Raw genomic sequence first — 17,146 nt, 5'->3', positions numbered from 1 at the left:
ACGTGAGTCTGCCAAAACCGGCAAGCAGGCGGTAGTTTAGCTAGATTTTCATCTCACCGACATAGAACCTTGCGGCTCAAATTGAGAAGCCCGCCGCATCCACTTGGACGCGACGGGCTTCGTCAAAATTCAATCATAGAGGACTCGCCGGATCATTCGTCCGATTCGGCTGGAGCGTCGGTCGCCCCATCCCCCGCGGGAGCCTCTTCTTCCACCGATGGTTCGGCATCGGAAGTTTCCGCTTCGCTCTCAGGCTCGGTGGCGTCTTCTTTCATCTCAGCTTCATCGTCAGCTTCGGCCACGGTTTCATCTGCGGCTTCTTCTGACTCCTCAGACTCGGATTCAGTGGTTTCAGGCTCTGTCGTTTCAGGCTCAGCGACTTCCTCAACCTCCGCATCTTCGGCCTTCATTTCGGCGTCTGATTCATCGGTTGATTCTTCTTCCGCCGCAGCCTTCTTCTCAGCTTCTTCTTTGGCTGCCTCTTCTTCCAACAGTCGCTCAGCAGCTTCCAATTCAGCCTGACGTTTTGCGGCCAGATCCTTCTGAGTCTGACGAACTTGTTCGTACATGTCTTGATCGACCTGTCCGTACTCGCCCATCAATTCCACGAAGGCTTTCAACGGGAAGTCCTCAGGCATCTCGTCCGAGTCGATGGCGATGCGATATCGACGCAAAGACTCATACAAATCCTGAGCCGTGTCGTCGATCACGAGGATCGGATAATCATCGAAGATCTCAGCCCAGACATCGAACGCTTCTTCATAAAGACCAATCGCCTTCTCGAGTTCAGCATCCGCGTTCGCTTTCTCAGCTTCGTAGATCAACCGACGAGCCCGAACGGTACGTTCTTCTTGTTCCGCCAGAGCCAATGTGTCCCAGTAGGGATAGTTGATCTGCTTGCGATAGCCTTCGGTTTTCAGAATCCGCTCGTCCAAATCCTTGATGTCTTCGACCAACTGAAGAGCCTGCAATTGCATGGACTGCTTGGTCGCACGAGCAACTGAGTCGTAGTCCACACTGATGGAGTCTTCCGCCTTGGATGCAATCGATTCCTGCGATTTTGTTCGCTCACCTTCGGGAGTCGACAAAGCATCGCGTTGTACCGGATCGAGCTTCTCAATCGCTTTCGCACGAGCCTTCAAGTAAGCGTCGCCTGCGACTTCTTCCAACGTGTCGATCTTATCTTCCCGCTGACGGATCAGTTCGTCCAACTGCCCGAGTTTGATCGTGAAGGCAGCCGTCGTTGGAACCGAGCGATTGCCAAACGCTTTCCAATCGGTCGAAGCCAATTGCCAAGCGTTTTGGGCTCGTTCGTCCAAGACACCTTCCGACTCGATCGCTTCAGCGTGCTTGAGACGCCATTTCGGCCCCGTCTCATAAAAGTTCAGTGGCGTTTGCCGACGAATCTGAACACCTGATTCAACCAAGTCATAACCGCGGTTCAGCCACAATCGACCAACCAACCAGTTGTCGGGTTTGTTCGTCGGACCACGAGCTTCCGGGCTGTCCACGGCAATGTCTTCTTCCAACAGGTCCTCGTGAAGTTTCTCGTCTTCCGAGAACAAACGTCGAAACTGTTTTTTCTCGTCCGACATCCCCATCTTCTGACCGTAGAACCAACCGGTGTACCAAACCAACCGAGGTGCTTTGCGGTTTTGGTTCACGCCCTTGGTCAGGAACTCGGTCCCTTCGCGGACCATCTCGTAGCGTTGACGATAATCGTCAAACTCAGTCGAGACGTTGTACGCCAAGTTGTGAGCCTGGAATTCCCAGACCTTGTCAAAGTGAGGCTGCAACAAAGCAATGTTGTTGAGCGTCGCTTTCAAACGATCCCACTCGTGCATCACGCGGTAATCGTGAGACTTCTTCCAGAGCAGCGATGCCGCCACTCCGCGAAGTCCCAACGAAGCGAGCTTCATCGTTTCACTGGCAGGACTGATTTCACCAAGATCGCTCTCGGCAATGTCATACTTGCCTCGCAATTGAGCCAAGCGGCCGCCGCCTTCACCTCCACCACCGCTGGGTTGCCCCAACAGGTACAAGGGAATCAGCATGACCACGAGGATCATCAGGTAGACCAATTTACGTCGCAGAACTGTAGTGCGATTCATGCCGCGATCTCACGCGATTTCAGGATGAAATAACTAACGATAAAGGCAAGCAGGACATACCCGAACGTTGCCGTGGCGTGCCGCGCGAGCAACGCACCGAAAATGTCAAAGCCCGATGCGGCGTATTCCGCCGTCTCGACCATTTTTGGAAGGTTGGGCAGTGCCGTCGCAATCGCGTCCAGCCCGTAGACAATGGCCGCGTCGACCGTCTTGATCACCTTCGCGGCAACCGTGTCGACGTCTAACTGTGTCGTCATCGCGTCCTGGCGAAGCAAACGAACCATCGATTCGATGGGCCCGCCTCCTCGTTCAATGCCACTGTCAATGTAGTGACGAGTATCAAACACTTGCTCCGCAGAGAATCCAAGCAACACACAAACGAATGTTGCGATCATCGCGACCGGGCCGGTCAAGAATGTACTGAACATCACACCGAACGCGATCACCATCGTCATCTGCAACCAAATCGAGCCGTAGGCCTTGGTGAGATTCCAACCAAATGAATTGTCGGCTGGGTGCAGGTAAACACCGCTCTTTGTCACACCCAAGTACTGGGCACGATCAAGGCAGCGAATGATGATCATGATTTCGCCTTCTTCGTTGACCAAGTCTTCGAACACGTTCAGCATGCGGGTTTCGCTGCCATCCGTGCCCTCGATCTCGAGCGGCAAAATCTTCTCGTCGACTTCGTACTCATCCACGATGAAAGCAACTGGGTTGCTCTCGATCGCCTTGTCGGGGTGCTTCATGGTGACCGAACCGCGAATTCCGGTCTCGATGTCACCTTTGTAAGAACGATACGCTCGCAACGAGAGGTCAACTGGAATGCCATCGGGATAACGGCTTTGAGTCACGTTGTCGAACGTGAACTCAGCTGTTCCGAGCGACCCGCCTTCGACGTAGCCGTGCTCGATCTTGCGATTGCCTTTGGCAACACCGATCAATCGTGCGATGCCAGTGCTGCTGTAACCACCAGCCAAACGTTCGTTGCCGACGTCGATGCCTTCTTCTTGCAAGTTACCCGAGCGATCACGGAATCGAATCGAACCGTAAGATGGAATCCGAGCTCGCAGAGCACCTTGTGGAGGTCCGATCTGGAACGTCCCATCGTCGCTGCGACGAACCACGTGACGGTGACCACGAACAATATTCGTCAGTCCTTCGCCTTCTTCATTCAGCTTGAATGTGTGCGAGTGAAATTGGACATAGTCCGTCTCACCCTCGTAGCCACCACCGGGCAGCTCGCGAACTTCGACGACTTCTTGGTGAGTGTGATCCAAACCGCGAACCACAAACACCCAGCTGAGCAGTCCCATCGGAACAAGGATCATGGTGCCAACGCCAACGAATCCGAGCATTCGGCCGGCAATGATCTCGGTCGCTCGGACAGGCTTGGTCACGATTGTGTAGATCGTTTTGTTCTTGATGTCTTCTGGCAGCGAGAACGCACTGATGAACAACGCGAGTGCCAACACCAAGTAGTTTGTCATCGTCAACACGAAGCTGACATACAGTCGAGCTGGGTCGTCACTCTGCGGGTTCAGGTACCAACCTGCCAGCAACAACAACACGACAAACAAACCGACGATGTAAAGAACTTTTCGCCGGAGAGCTTCTTTAAACGAAAGCCTCGCCAGCGCGAAGATGCGTCGCAGGCTGGTGCCTGGCAAGTCGAATCGAAAGAAGTCACGCACCGCACGGGCGACGGCGAAAAAGCCTTCTCCCGAACCGTAGCGAGATGACGAAATCACGTAACCCGCGATGAGCCCCAGCACGACGGCCAAAACCAACAACACAATTCCTTTCAGCGCGGCGCTTTCCAAAAACGCGCCGTCTCGAAGGAACCACTCGGAATACGACCAGAAATCTTCCGGTTGCAGGTTCATGCCTGTCCTCCGTCGCTGTCGCTGCTGCCATCATTGGCGGAAGCCGCTTCGGAACCTTGGGAAACGCGGCGAGCACCTGGTCGAGCCTCGCTCTCGCGGACAATGTTGAGGAACAAGTCTTCCATCGTTGCGGTTGGGTTGTCGATCGACTGAACCGTGCCACCGTGTCGAGCAATGACGTCAGCGATTTCGGTCTTGGCCGCGTCGGACAATCCCGTCGCGTGAACTTCGGTCACGTCTTGGACCTTCAACAGGTCGCTGACTCGCCCGAGTTCTTTCAGTTCGCCTTGGTGCAAAATCGCGACTCGGTCACAAACGTCTTGAACGTCGGCGAGCTGGTGGCTGCACAACAGGACGGTTTTGCCTTGGTCGCGAAGGCCGAGGATCAAGTCCTTCATTTCGCGAGTACCAATTGGGTCCAAACCGGTGGTTGGTTCGTCCAACAGGATCAGGTCGGGGTCGTTGATCAAAGCCTGAGCCAAGCCGACTCGGCGGGTCATCCCCTTGCTGTATTCCTTCAGTTGACGGTGCTTGGCACCTTGTAGCCCGACCATTTCGATCAACTGCGACACACGGTCGCGTCGCTCGGAGGCGGACAGGTCAAACAGTCGGCCATAGAAGTCGAGTGTTTCGTCCGCGGTCAAAAACTTGTACAGGTACGATTCTTCGGGCAAATACCCGATCCGCTCGTTCTTGCGGGTTTCGCTGGCATCTTGATCAAATACCAAAACTCGCCCGCTGGTCGGAAACAACAACCCGAGGATCAGCTTGATGGTCGTGGATTTGCCGCTTCCGTTGGGCCCCAGCAATCCAAAGATTTCTCCTGGACGGACTTCGATGTCCAATGACTTCAACGCGTGAACCTTCTTACGGCCCCAGAAGTCACGGTAAATCTTGCTCAGGTTGCGGGTCTCGATGACGACCGAGCTGGAGGCGTCGGCAGAATCCGGTGTCGCGGTTTGCGGCGCGTCAGCCACAGCCGCATTGGGTTCGGTACTCACGGATGAAGGATCCCGACTCAAAGAGAAAAGACGAATAAAATGGATGAAGGAGACTCTTCAAAAATCCGAGCCTACGGAGAAGTCCCCTACGCTACGAGGCATTCTCCCAGACGGTTCGGGGTTGTCAGCCATGGTTTCTATTTTTATCACTGCGACTGTTCGATTCCCGCATGCTAACGCCGCGCGGGCGATCCATGTCCCGGCGTCACCGACCAATTCACCCCGATCACGATGATTCAGAGATCGAAAGCAGATCGACCGTGATCTCGCGAGAAAGTGAAGCCTACCAAGCCGCGCTCGGTTGGTTGGTCGACCGAATTGATTACGAAAAGCTGGCAACCTCCGGTTCGCGATACCGTTTCACTTTGGATCGGATGCGAGATCTGATCCGCCGACTGGACCACGGTCAACACCTCGCGGTCGATCCGAACGAATCCTCCGCCGGCCCCCCATCCAGTGAGCAAGATTCCTCCACGGATGTTTCGGCGTCCGCAAAATCAGCAACCAAGTCACGCGATTCCGCCAACGTTCAAATCGTCCATTTGGCTGGAACGAAAGGGAAGGGCAGCGCCGCCACGATGGTCGCCGCACTGCTTCAGGCAGCTGGTTATCGAGTCGGGCTGTACACATCGCCGCACTTGGTGCATTTGGAAGAACGCTTCCGAGTCGATGGTGAAATCGCCACTCCGGAAGAGATGATCGGACTGATCGATTCGATGCGTCCGATCGTCGATGCGATGGCCGCCGCGAAAATTGGCGGCCCGTCGTTCTTCGAATTGACCACCGCGATGGCGATCGAACACTTCCATCGCCGACGGTGTGACATCTGGGTCTTGGAAACAGGACTGGGCGGACGCCTCGACAGCACGAACGTCTTTCAAAGTCACGCGACGGCGGTCACCAGCATCGGACTGGACCACCAAAATGTGCTGGGTGACACAGTCGAATTGATCGCTGCCGAGAAAGCCGGCATCTTCAAACACTCCACCCCGGCCATCAACGGAGTCCCCTCCGGTCCGGTGCGAAACGTGATCACTCAGATCGCCGAACAGGTTGGAGCGTTGCTGTCGCACCTCGAAACTGATATCCAAATTGAACCAAACTCCGACTCGGACAAACGCTGGGGCAGCAGTTTCCGCATTCGTGGACTCGGCGATTGGATGCCAGCGGAGACCAACATCGACCTGAAACTCGAAGGAACCCACCAGGTTCGCAACGCCGCCATCGCCTTGGCTTTGGTGGATTCATTGCCCGAAGTCACGCGAAAGCTTCGGGCTGAGCAACGCATCCATGAATGCCTCGCGACACTGCAGATCGAAGCTCGCTTGGAACGATTCGATTTACCCGATGATCGCGTGGTGTTGTTGGACACCGCTCACAACGCCGACTCGATCGAGGCGATGCTGAACGTATTGAATCACCGCATGGAAGGGCGACAACGGCATTGCTTGTTCGGCACCAGCGGCGACAAAAATGTACTGGCTATGCTTCAAAGAATGCAGCCGCACTTCCACCGATGGACGCTCACGCGATACGAGGGCAACCCTCGCTACCTGCCAGTGAACGACTTGCACCAAACGGCGTTGGATGCCGGCCTCGACACGAGTCAACTAACGCAATTCGAAAACCCGATTTCGGCAATCCAGAACGCGATCGATTCGCTGGCGGCGGGAGAAGTCCTGGTGATCTGCGGCTCGTTCTTCCTGGCCGCGGAACTCCGCCCGTGGTTGGTTCAGCGATGCTGCTCGTCGTCGGTCTCACCGGATTCGGAAGCTTCATCGCCGGGTTCAACCAACGCTTCGCCGGCAGCAAGCGGTTCTTCGAGCGGCTGAATCCCAATTCGAGCGGCACGTTCTTCCCATCGCTTGCGAGCGTACTGCTGCAAGTCAACTTGCGTGTCCGATTCGTCAACGATTTCCAGTCCGAGAAGCGTTTCCACCAAGTCTTCCAGCGTCACCAATCCGACGATGCTGCCATACGAATCGCTGACCATCGCCAAGTGGTGGCGTCCTTCCAAAAGAATTTCTAGCAGTTTCGGCAACGGACGATTGTGCCGCACCACCGCGACCGGCCGCGAAAATTCTTTGAGCATTCGATCCGATTGACCTCGCGTGTGAGCGAGCAACAGATCGACTTTTAGAACGAATCCAGTGATTCGATCGAGCTGCTGGTCATAAATCGGAATTCGCGAAACTGGCATGTTCACTACTTCGCCCGCTTGCATCGAAGGGCCGGACGCCGAAGGTCCATCGCCTTTGGAGTCGCTGTTCCCCGGATCTTGTTGCTTCGCTTGATCCGGCAATGCTTTTTCGAGCAAATCACCAACGGTCATCGTTTCGGGATAGGCGATGATGACCACGCGTGGGGTCATGATGTCTTGAGCCGTCAAATCGGGCAGACGCATCAACGACTGAAACACTCGCGATTCGTGATCATCTAATACGCCTTGTTGAGCGCCGATCTCTGCCATCGCGGACAATTCATCTCGGGTGAGTGTGTGGTGGCTCTTGCCGCCCGACAACACCTTGGTCAACTGCTCACTCATCCAAACCAGTGGATACAACAAGACGATTAGGTATCCGACCGAAGCCGCCACCATCGGGCCAAGCGTCCGCCAGTACAACGCACCGATCGTCTTTGGAATGATCTCGCTGAAAACCAACACCAACAGCGTCATCAAAGCGCTGGCGATGCCAACGGCGTGACCACCGTAGGCGGTGTCTCCGTACAACTTGGACGCTTCCGCACCGACGCCCGCGGCTCCAATTGTGTGAGCAATCGTGTTCAAACTCAGAATCGCCGCCAGTGGGCGGTCGATGTTGGCTTTCAGACGACTCAGCCTTTTGGCGGCAATCGGCTTGGTCTTTTCCAGCGTGGCAATGAAGGAGGGCGAAATCGACAGCAACACCGCCTCCGCCACACTGCAGTAAAAGGAAAAGCCAATGGCCGCGACGAGATAGATCAGCAGGAGCATGTCGAACGAATTCAATGAGAAGGAGACTGGTCTCTGGCTTGGCCATCATACAGCACACACGAGTCTCGTAACCGCCCACTGGAACCTGCAATTCGATCGCTCTTTCACGCTCAATCCAATGCGACAATGACTCGTGAGGATGCGAGCATGTCCGCCCGAACCGGTTTCTCGTCTCGTCGCGATTGTTAAGCTTTCCTGCCTCTCATCCCAACGTCACTCCGGCCAAACACCTTTTGTCGCTCGAGCTTTGTCATGCCTGAACCATCGATCCCTTCCGGAATCGTCGTCACCGGTGCCTCCAGCGGTATCGGCCGGGCGATCGCGATTCGATTGGCGGCAGCCGAGCAGGCCGCATCCAGACGCTCGCGAATTTTGGTTCACTACTGCCGAAATCGCGACGGAGCTGAATCCACCGCCGAAGCGATCCGTGAACAAGGTCAAGACGCCGATATCATCGCGGCGGATCTGTCCAACGCGGACGACGTGACACGTTTGGCGAACAAAGCTTTCGAAACGCTCGGCAGCATACGAACGTGGGTCAACAACGCCGGCTTGGATGTGCTGACCGGTGCCGCCTCCGAACGGTCGTTCGACGAGAAGCTTCAAAAACTGCTCGCCGTCGACGTCCAAGGCACGATCGCACTTTCTCGATTGGTCGGCAATCGACTGAAGCAGCAAACCGAGACACAGGCATCAAGCGATCCCATCGCACCATCCATTGTCTTCATTGGGTGGGACCAGGCTCCGCACGGGATGGAAGGCGATGCGGGCATGATGTTCGGCCCCGTCAAAGCAGCCGTCATGGCGTTCTCGGCATCGCTGGCACAAACGCTGGCACCTCACGTGCGAGTCAACACGGTCTCGCCCGGATGGACGCAAACAGCTTGGGGAGAAACGACGTCAGGTTACTGGGACGATCGCGCGAAGCAGCAATCCTTGATGAATCGATGGGGCCGCCCCGAAGACATCGCCGAAGCGGTTGCTTACTTGGTCGCTCCGGAGAATAGCTTCGTCACCGGTCAAAACATCAACGTCAACGGTGGTTGGAATCGTCGCTTTGACGCTCCGTCAACAACTCATCAATCAAATTCGTGATCTGATCGGCGGAAGCTTCTGGTGTCCGATCCGCCACCGACAACCGGGCTTGCTTTCGCATTTCCAAACGATCGTCGGCGTTCAGTTTTGCAAACGCATTCAGTGCGTTGCCTAGTGAGTCCGCATCGTCGATTTCATACTGCCAACCGTTTTCGCCATCGCGAATCAGCGTGGTCACGGCTTGGGCCCGTTCGTTTCCAATCACAACCAATCCGCTGTGCAGGGCTTCGTCAACGACCAGCCCCCATTCATCGCCTCGGGTCGGAAAGAACATGACTTCATGGTCGCGGTAAGCTTCGCGAATTTGTTCCGCGTCGCAATTGCCTCGCCAATCAACGATCAAGTTGTCCGGCGTCGCGGTCGCTTGCAATTCCGCCAACAAAGGCCCTCCGCCGATCAAAGTCCATTCGATCAGCACACCTGAAGACTGCCGAGCCACATCGATCATGTTCGCCAGTCCTTCGCGAACGCCCTTGCGATCGATCAGCTGACCGACCGTCAGGACGCGTACTCGATCGGCGGATTGGTTCAGCAGATTTCCCTTGTAAATTTTGGTGGGGTCGGCCGCGTAATGAAACGGAGCCAACCGAGATTCCGGCACTCCAAGTTCAATCAACCATTGCTTGCACTCGGGACCGTGATAAGTCACTCGATCCGCTCGAGAGAGCAACCATGACCGCTGTGATCTTCGCAACCAACCCGAACGGCTTTCCTCGATCCAGGGTGATGTACTAACCGCAATGATCAACTGACACCGTCGCTTACGAAAGCCGAACCAACCCGAGCGAGCACAATGCATTGCCGCCATCATCGATCGCATTCCAAGTTCCGCCGAAACCACCACGTCGGCACGAGCCCTGCGAAGCTGCTTCAGCGTGTCGACGGGGAAATGCACGTAGTTCACATCGCTGTAACCGCTCGGATGATGATCGGTTCGCGTGCGTGTCAAAGTTCGCTGCTGGCGGACATCCAATCCACCGTCTTCCGCTTTCCACGAACGATTTCCTTCCATCGCAACCGACAACAAGACGATCAACTTGCCGACTCGTTCATTCCACGCTTGCGCAATCGCAATCACATCGGGGGCGAAGAAGTTCAGCAAATAGACGACCGTTGCCGACGAAGCCCTTTTCACGTTGTCCCCGGTAACCCTGGTTGCCCAATGAAGTCCGCTTGCGAGTCATCCACGCCCGCTTGTTTGCGTTGCGAACGCTCCGCTTCGATCACGTCCACTTGGCGTGCATCGACCAGCACCGGATAGAAAATGCACGCTAACCAAACCATCGTGCAAGGTCCGGGAAAGGTCTCAAGCACTGTGTCTTCGGTCATGCATGACAACACAGTGAAAGCGGAAAAGGCACGAAGCAAAAGCTGTTCACCGCCAAAGATCAGATACACGTTCCAAAGCAGCAAGCATGCCATCAATGCTCCCGCAATCAAACCGCCTGCAAGCGATGCATGAAGCACCGCGTTGTGTGTTGCTTGCGAATGCTCCAGCATCAAACTTGGTGCCGCGTTGAAACCGTGACCGATGATCGGACGGTTGGCAATCAAGCTGATGCCCTTCGCCCAAATTTCGGATCGCCCCGTTCCGCTGGTGATTTCCTCCGCGTCGCCGGACTTGGATACTTTCGCCAGTATCTTGCCAACGAAGTGGTCTTCGCGACCGGTCGCATAAATGGAGGTGACACCGACCACTCCCAGCAGCGCAATCAATGCAATCGCTGAGACACCCAAGCGACTGGTCAAACGATCCAAGAATAAAATGCCCATTCCAAACGCTCCCGCCACCAACGCGGTGCGACTCCATGCCAAGTAGGCAGCGAGCGCAAAACAAGCCGCCAGCGGCACGGCGACATTCAATTGCAAGGTGCCCCGACGAACCAAGTACATGGTGGCGATCCCGCCTAACACCATCGCTCGTCCGACCGCGTTGGGATGAGCCGTGCCGGACATTCGGTTAACGACCAAACCATCGGCAAGCAACTCCGGAAACAATCCGTACTTGGGGACGAACACATAAAAGAACAAAGCCAACGTCATCGTCGCCGCGACTCCAACCAATATCGCGGTGACCATGCCTCTCAGTCCCAACGTGAACAACGCGACAATGATGAACGCGACATAAGTGACGTTGATCAAGGCGACTGCCAACGACGCTCCACTGATCGCAATCGGCGTGGCCAACACGACGAGAAAGAGGATCGTCAGCAACATGACCGGCGGCAACGTTGTCAACGTTTCTCGGACACTCGCGGACGTCAGCACGCCATAAGCACCGACGACGAAGGCCATTCCCGCGACCAACAACTTGCAAGCCACCTGCCCGTCCAAGCCGACCGTCATGGTCTCGGCGTCAGAAGAAATATCGAGCGGTCCAAAGAAGGTCGATAGAGCGACCAAAAACCAAGTCGCCACCGCCAGCAACGACGAGTCCTTCCAAGCCGTTCGTATTTGCTGGGTGAGATGCAGCATGGCGATGCGGAAACGACTCGAAAAAGGCCGGCGGGATCAGAAAAGGTGCGACGCTTCAGCTTAATTGGCCACGCAGTATTTCGAAGGCGTGTTTTGATTCCGAGCCAACTCGGCGTTCTTTTCGGGCGGATTTCAACCATTTTTTCGGCAAGACCGCTTTCCACCACCCTTTAGCTCCGAAACACCTGCCAGATCGAGCTCATTCAGGACGTTCATTGCCGCGAGGTCGCTGATCCAACTGGCACGACTGATTCGTCTTCGCATCTGCGTCAAAACAGCCTCTCGCGAGCTTTCGGGTTGCCTTCCGCATCTGGGCATCGAAGTTTAGAATTCGCCAAAACTTGTTCCGGAATCGGGCCTTTTCCCCTCCGGAACCTCCTCCCATCACCCCAATGCAACCGAGCCGCCTCGAATGACTGCATCAGCCCAAGGTGTGCAAACCACTTCCGCAAAATCGTCCGCCAGCCACCCCGAACGGGTGTTCAATTTCTCGGCGGGACCAGCCACCATGCCTGAATCGGTGCTGCGAGAAGTCCAGGACGAGATGCTGTGCTACCCCGGCGCGGGCGCGTCGATCATGGAAATCAGCCACCGCGACAAATTGTTCGTGGACGTTTTGCACGATGCAGAATCGACGATTCGCGAATTGCTGAAGATCAGCGACGATTATTCGGTGATGTTCATGCAGGGCGGAGCCACACTGCAGTTCTCTGCCATCCCCGCCAACTTGCTTCGCGGCAGCGGCAAACGAGCTCAATACATCCAAACCGGATCGTGGGGCAAAAAAGCCGTCAAGGAAGCCAAGAAGGAAGGCGACGTCGATCTTCTTTATGACGCGGCGGAATCGAACTACGACCACGTGCCGTCGGCATCCGATTTGGCGTGCCCCGACGACGCTGCCTACATGTACTACTGCAGCAACGAAACCATCCAAGGCGTTCAGTTCCAATCCGAACCAAACTGCCCCGACTCGGTGCCGTTGGTCAGCGATGCGTCCAGCGACTTCCTATGCCGCCCACTGCCAATCGAAAAGTACGGGTTGCTCTACGCCTGTGCTCAGAAGAACGCGGGACCAGCCGGCGTGTCCGTCGTGATTATGCGAAAGGACCTGCTCGAGAAAGCCGATCCGAACATTCCCGGTTACTTGCACTTCAAGAACCACCACGACAACGACTCGGAATGGAACACTCCACCGACCTTCGCGATTTACGTGCTCGGCAAAGTCGCTCGTTGGCTTCGCGATGACATGGGTGGGCTCGAAAAAATGGAGTCCATCAACCGCGAAAAATCGCAGCAACTCTATTCGGTGATCGACTCCAGCAACGGCTTCTACCGTGGCCACGCACAAACAGATTGCCGCAGCCTGATGAATGTCACGTTCAACTTGCCCAGCGACGACCTGACCGCAAAGTTCATCTCCGAAGCGGGCGAGCACAAGCTGGCCGCACTCAAAGGTCACCGCAGCGTCGGCGGCATCCGAGCGAGCATTTACAACGCGATGCCTCGCGAAGGCGTCAACGCTTTGGCGTCATTCATGAACGACTTCGCCAGCAAGAACAGCTAAGCAATCACCCCACAAACCATCCATCCCCCCTCAATCTCAGTCCCCAACATGCATCGCATTCTCGTTCTGGATGACATCGCCCAAGAAGGCATCGATCTACTCGAAGCCACCGAAGGCATCGAATACGAAATTCGCACCAAACTCAAAGGCGAAGAGCTTCGCCAGTCGCTCAACGAGTTCGATGCGGCGATCCTTCGCAGTGGAGTGACCATCACACCTGAATCACTCGAAGGCAACACTCGCCTTCGTGCTCTGGTTCGCGCCGGCGTGGGAACCGACAACATCGACAAACCAGCGGCGACGCGTCGCGGGATCGTCGTGATGAACACGCCCGCCGGCAACACCGTCAGCACAGCGGAACACACTTTCGCGATGCTGCTGGCAATGAGCCGCAACATCGCCGTCGCCAACCAAAGCTTGGTCGAAGGTCGTTGGGACCGGAAGAAATTCATGGGCACCCAGGTTGCCGGCAAAACCTTGGGCATCGTTGGCATGGGCCGCATCGGTCGCGAAGTCGCCTCGCGTGCTCAGGCGTTCGACATGGACGTGGTCGCCTTCGATCCGTTCCTGACCGATGACCAAGCCGAATCGTTGAAGGTTCGCCGCGTGGCAACCGTCGACGAAATGCTTCCGCAGATTGACTACCTGACCGTTCACACGCCGCTGACCCCCGAAACTCGCGGGCTGATCGGCATGGAGCAACTCGAAAAAGTCAAACCAGGCCTTCGCATCATCAACGTCGCTCGTGGCGGAATCTACGATGCCGAAGCAATGGTCGAAGGCTTGAAGTCGGGCAAACTCGGCGGCGTTGCTCTCGACGTTTACGAGAACGAACCTTGCACGGACAGCCCGCTGTTCGGAATGCCCGGTGTCGTCTGCACTCCTCACTTGGGTGCCAGCACGGAAGAAGCTCAAACGCAAGTTGCAGTGGAAGGCATTCACCTTTTGCTGAGCTACCTGCGAACCGGCGAGATTCGTCACAGCGTCAACGTGGCATCGCTCGATCCGAAAACTCTGGCTGAACTTCGCGGCCACCTCAACGTGGCTCACCGCTTGGGTCTCTTCCTCAGCCAACTGCACGGCGGTGGCATCGACCACGCTCGCCTGACCTTCCGCGGTGAAGTTTCCAGCAAAGACACTCGCGTTCTCAACAACGCGTTCTGCGCTGGATTGCTGGAACGAGTGGTGGAAGACGCTAACGTGATCAACTCCGAAATGTTGCTTCGCGAACGTGGCATCGAACTCACCTGCGAACGGGTTGGCGACAAAGGCGCCTTCACCAGCAGCATCACTGCGGAAGTCAGCGGAAACGGCAAAACGGTTCAGGCCGGTGCCGCGATCCTTGGCCACGACATGCCTCGCTTGATCTTGGTCAACGGCTATCGCTTGGAGTCATTCCTGGACGGCAAACTGTTGGTATTCGTCCACAAAGACGTCCCAGGCATCATCGGCCGAGTCGGAACCACGTTCGGCAGCCACGGAGTCAACATCGCTCAAATGGCCGTCGGCCGTGAAGGCAATGCTCCCGGTGGTGCCGCCATCGGCGTTCTCAGCCTAGATGGCGAGGTGCCAACCGCTGCCCTCGACGACTTGCTCGCGATCGACGCGATCACCGAATGCCAAGTCATCGACATGCCCGGTGCGGGACAATTGCCAAGCTGGCTCAGCTGAGTAGAAAGCCCTTCGGCCTATGAGCCGATTTGGCGCTGGCCACGGTTCCCAAGCACTGCCGCGGCAAATGCCCAAACGGCTCATGTGCCTACTCTTGAGTGCCTGTGCCGACTGTTCTTCGATTCGAAGTCGCGCAAACATCAAAAAAGGCTCGGTGTAATCCACCGAGCCTTTTTCGTTTTGAGTCAGAGCTTTGCTTCGCCGTTCTTAGCGAACGATGCGATCAGCGGATATCGCCATCACGTGCGGCGTGTCGATTCCTTTAAGGTACCCACTTTCACCCGTCACCCGAATCGTTGCTCCCAGGTGTGAGTGCACATCAACACCAGGTGCCGGTGTGACGTAGGCAAGCGTACGACCGCCACGATCGGTGATCGCGTACGGAGGACGAGTTGGATCGGCGGAATAAACCTCGACCAAAGTTCCCTCATGAACGGGCAGGGCAGCCGGCACAGGAGCGGGAACTTCATGAGCAACATTCGCGATGCCCTGAGTCGGAAGCGTCGATTGAATGGGCGTCATCACTGGCGTCTGAGCACCGAAGCCAATCCCGGCACCCGTCGTCGCGATTGGCGAAACGGGTGAATGGATCGTTGGAACCGGCGTCACAGGCGTGGGCAATCCCAGCGTCTGAACGACGGTCTCGCCATCGCGACGTTGAGCGACCCCTTGGTATTCCCGGCAACGAGTTGCTAGAGCATGCAATTGCAATCGCTCAGCGGCCTCGGCCACCAAGCCGATCTCCGGTGCCGATGCTCCGCGAGCCATCAACTTAGAGAACAACACGGGCAACGATGCCACATCAGAGTTAGCCACATCTCGCTGCACTCGTTCCATTTGAGCAGCCGCGATGGTTCGCAACTTGGGCGGGGCAGGCGGGAAGATTGCGGAGACTTGCTGGATGCCAGACGGCTGCGTTGGACTTGTGAGTCCACCGGCCATCGCGATTGATCCATTCCCATCCACCATCCGGGGACGCGAAGTGATGGTCATTCGCGAATCCTGCATCACTGGCAAAATTGTTGACGCCGCAGGTGTCGGTGTCGAAGCCAAATTCGTATTGGGCTGAGATGCTTGCACGACACCACTGCCGACGACTGCTTCGTTCGGCGGCACTGATTGGTTCGAGGTAGCCGGAACGGTCTCGTCATAACCTACCGTGGCAACATCCAAGGGCATCGATCCGGAACTCGCGACGCGGTGTTCTTCGATCGGAACCAAGTCAGGGACTCGGCGACTTGATCGCGTGATGGGTTCTAGGTCAGCCAGTTCGTCGGATCCGCCGCCGACCAAGGACTCCAGGCCACGAGCGATTCGATCCGAAAGGCTTCGTGGGTTATGATCGGCTTTCTCTTCAATCTCGGCTCCGGGGTGGGCCTGCTCTTCATTGCGACTCAATCGAGCCACGCGTTCAGCCAATTCGCGACGCGGGTGAGCACGTTCGGCGTCACCGCTTCGAAGATGTGAGTCAGTGTCCAGGTCCCAATTTTCATTTGCGACATCGGCTTCGAACTGCGTCATCGCAACGCGAGGTTGCTGGCCAGCGGGCGTTGGTTCGGTGTTTCCATCAGGCAGAAACATATGTTGGGCCGGTTCGGGACGCTTCAAGCTGGCAACCAGTGCTTCCGCGGTGGCTGCCGTTTGATCGCGATGAATCCAGCGAAATTCGCCGGATGGAGGCACCACGCGGTACCAAGTCTGCGGCCCATCGGGTCCTTCGCGTTCGCTGCTGCCGACGATCGTGACTTCTTCGCCTTCAGCCAATTGAACTTGCCAACGATAGCGGCGTGCTCGACCGAGGTTGGTTCCAATCCAGGCGACAGTTTTATCTTCGGTAACCTTGGCGGTCCCCAAGACGTCGGTCGCGGACTTTTGTTTCGTTTGAGCTTGCTGGCTCAGCTTGACCGCATCGGCGGCGATCCAGCAGAAACTCTGCTCCACCGGACGCACACCCAACCAGCCCTCGCTGGTTTCGACGTAGACTTCGAGTTCCTGCCCGTGCCGCACCGATTCGGTTTTGTAATATTCGCCCGATGGCCCACAGCGAAGATGTGCCCCTTCGTCGGACACGAACACCAGGTAGGGCTGACTGACCGTGTTGGCAGAGCCGTCTTGGCCGTTCGCGGAACCGGCAACGGTCGCGATGCAAGCGAGGCCGCCCCACAGGAGCTTCAGGGCGACAGTCGACAACGACCCTCGGTGCGACGAGAGGGTGGCGGTGTGTTCGTTCATCAAAACACTGCGTGTGACGCGGAAAACCGGAAGGTGCCGCCCCCAGACCAGCCTGATGAGACGGCAATGCCCCTGAAAAACGGGGCATCACACCGATCGATAGCGAGATTCCCGCCTCCACGACAAGATCAATCGCC

11 protein-coding genes are annotated in these 17,146 nt (G+C 56.5%); 4 read left to right on the top strand and 7 right to left on the bottom strand.

The genetic code is table 11. From position 1 onward, the window contains the following. Nucleotides 1-152: 152 nt before the first annotated feature. The 3 genes from CEE69_RS14950 to CEE69_RS14940 are packed head-to-tail and all read right to left on the bottom strand — an operon-like array spanning nt 153 to nt 4,998. A complete protein-coding gene (locus tag CEE69_RS14950; protein ID WP_233215250.1) occupies nt 153-2,111 on the bottom strand; it encodes an IRE (iron responsive element) in 1,959 nt (652 codons plus the stop codon). After that, nucleotides 2,108-3,997 (bottom strand): ABC transporter permease, encoded by a 1,890-nt coding sequence (locus tag CEE69_RS14945; protein WP_099261415.1) that lies wholly within the window; start codon nt 3,995-3,997, stop codon nt 2,108-2,110. The genes CEE69_RS14950 and CEE69_RS14945 overlap by 4 nt, the downstream gene beginning before the upstream one ends. Continuing rightward, on the bottom strand, nt 3,994-4,998 hold the full coding sequence (locus tag CEE69_RS14940; RefSeq protein ID WP_099261414.1) for an ABC transporter ATP-binding protein: 1,005 nt from the start codon (nt 4,996-4,998) through the stop codon (nt 3,994-3,996). Before CEE69_RS14940 ends, CEE69_RS14945 begins: the two co-directional genes overlap by 4 nt. Nucleotides 4,999-5,258: 260 nt before the next feature. Between CEE69_RS14940 and CEE69_RS14935 the strand changes: the two genes are divergently transcribed. Next, a complete protein-coding gene (locus CEE69_RS14935; protein ID WP_099261458.1) occupies nt 5,259-6,830 on the top strand; it encodes a bifunctional folylpolyglutamate synthase/dihydrofolate synthase in 1,572 nt (523 codons plus the stop codon). On the opposite strand, the gene CEE69_RS14930 is transcribed toward CEE69_RS14935, so the two are convergent. Next, nucleotides 6,731-7,972, bottom strand: a complete 1,242-nt coding sequence (locus CEE69_RS14930) for a CNNM domain-containing protein (protein WP_233215249.1) — start codon at nt 7,970-7,972, stop codon at nt 6,731-6,733. The two genes, CEE69_RS14935 and CEE69_RS14930, sit on opposite strands and share 100 nt — an antisense overlap. A 252-nt stretch (nt 7,973-8,224) precedes the next feature. Here CEE69_RS14930 and CEE69_RS14925 point away from each other — a divergent pair, with 252 nt between their 5' ends. Next, nucleotides 8,225-9,067: an SDR family NAD(P)-dependent oxidoreductase gene (locus CEE69_RS14925; protein WP_099261413.1), complete on the top strand. Its 843-nt coding sequence runs from the start codon at nt 8,225-8,227 to the stop codon at nt 9,065-9,067. Here CEE69_RS14925 and CEE69_RS14920 read toward each other — a convergent pair. Both CEE69_RS14920 and CEE69_RS14915 read right to left on the bottom strand, forming a co-directional pair. After that, complete coding sequence (locus CEE69_RS14920) at nt 9,006-10,202, bottom strand: glycosyltransferase family 4 protein (protein WP_099261412.1); 1,197 nt, start codon at nt 10,200-10,202, stop codon at nt 9,006-9,008. The genes CEE69_RS14925 and CEE69_RS14920 overlap by 62 nt on opposite strands. Beyond that, complete coding sequence (locus CEE69_RS14915) at nt 10,199-11,542, bottom strand: O-antigen ligase family protein (RefSeq protein WP_099261411.1); 1,344 nt, start codon at nt 11,540-11,542, stop codon at nt 10,199-10,201. The genes CEE69_RS14920 and CEE69_RS14915 overlap by 4 nt, the downstream gene beginning before the upstream one ends. A 412-nt stretch (nt 11,543-11,954) precedes the next feature. Between CEE69_RS14915 and serC the strand changes: the two genes are divergently transcribed. Both serC and serA read left to right on the top strand, forming a co-directional pair. Beyond that, a complete protein-coding gene (gene serC, locus CEE69_RS14905; RefSeq protein WP_099261409.1) occupies nt 11,955-13,106 on the top strand; it encodes a 3-phosphoserine/phosphohydroxythreonine transaminase in 1,152 nt (383 codons plus the stop codon). Between the two features lie 48 nt (nt 13,107-13,154). After that, nucleotides 13,155-14,777 carry a phosphoglycerate dehydrogenase gene (gene serA / locus CEE69_RS14900; RefSeq protein ID WP_099261408.1) on the top strand — a complete coding sequence of 541 codons (1,623 nt, stop codon included), beginning with the start codon at nt 13,155-13,157 and terminating at the stop codon, nt 14,775-14,777. Between the two features lie 207 nt (nt 14,778-14,984). Here the strand turns inward: serA and CEE69_RS14895 are convergent, their stop codons facing one another. Continuing rightward, on the bottom strand, nt 14,985-17,009 hold the full coding sequence (locus CEE69_RS14895) for a hypothetical protein (RefSeq protein WP_099261407.1): 2,025 nt from the start codon (nt 17,007-17,009) through the stop codon (nt 14,985-14,987). Nucleotides 17,010-17,146 lie beyond the last annotated feature (137 nt).

Origin of the sequence: Rhodopirellula bahusiensis (genome assembly GCF_002727185.1) — a bacterium.
In the GTDB taxonomy this organism is placed as follows: Bacteria; Planctomycetota; Planctomycetia; order Pirellulales; family Pirellulaceae; genus Rhodopirellula; species Rhodopirellula bahusiensis.
Note: the sequence above shows the minus strand (reverse complement) of the source record. Positions and strands in the feature narration are given on the sequence as shown.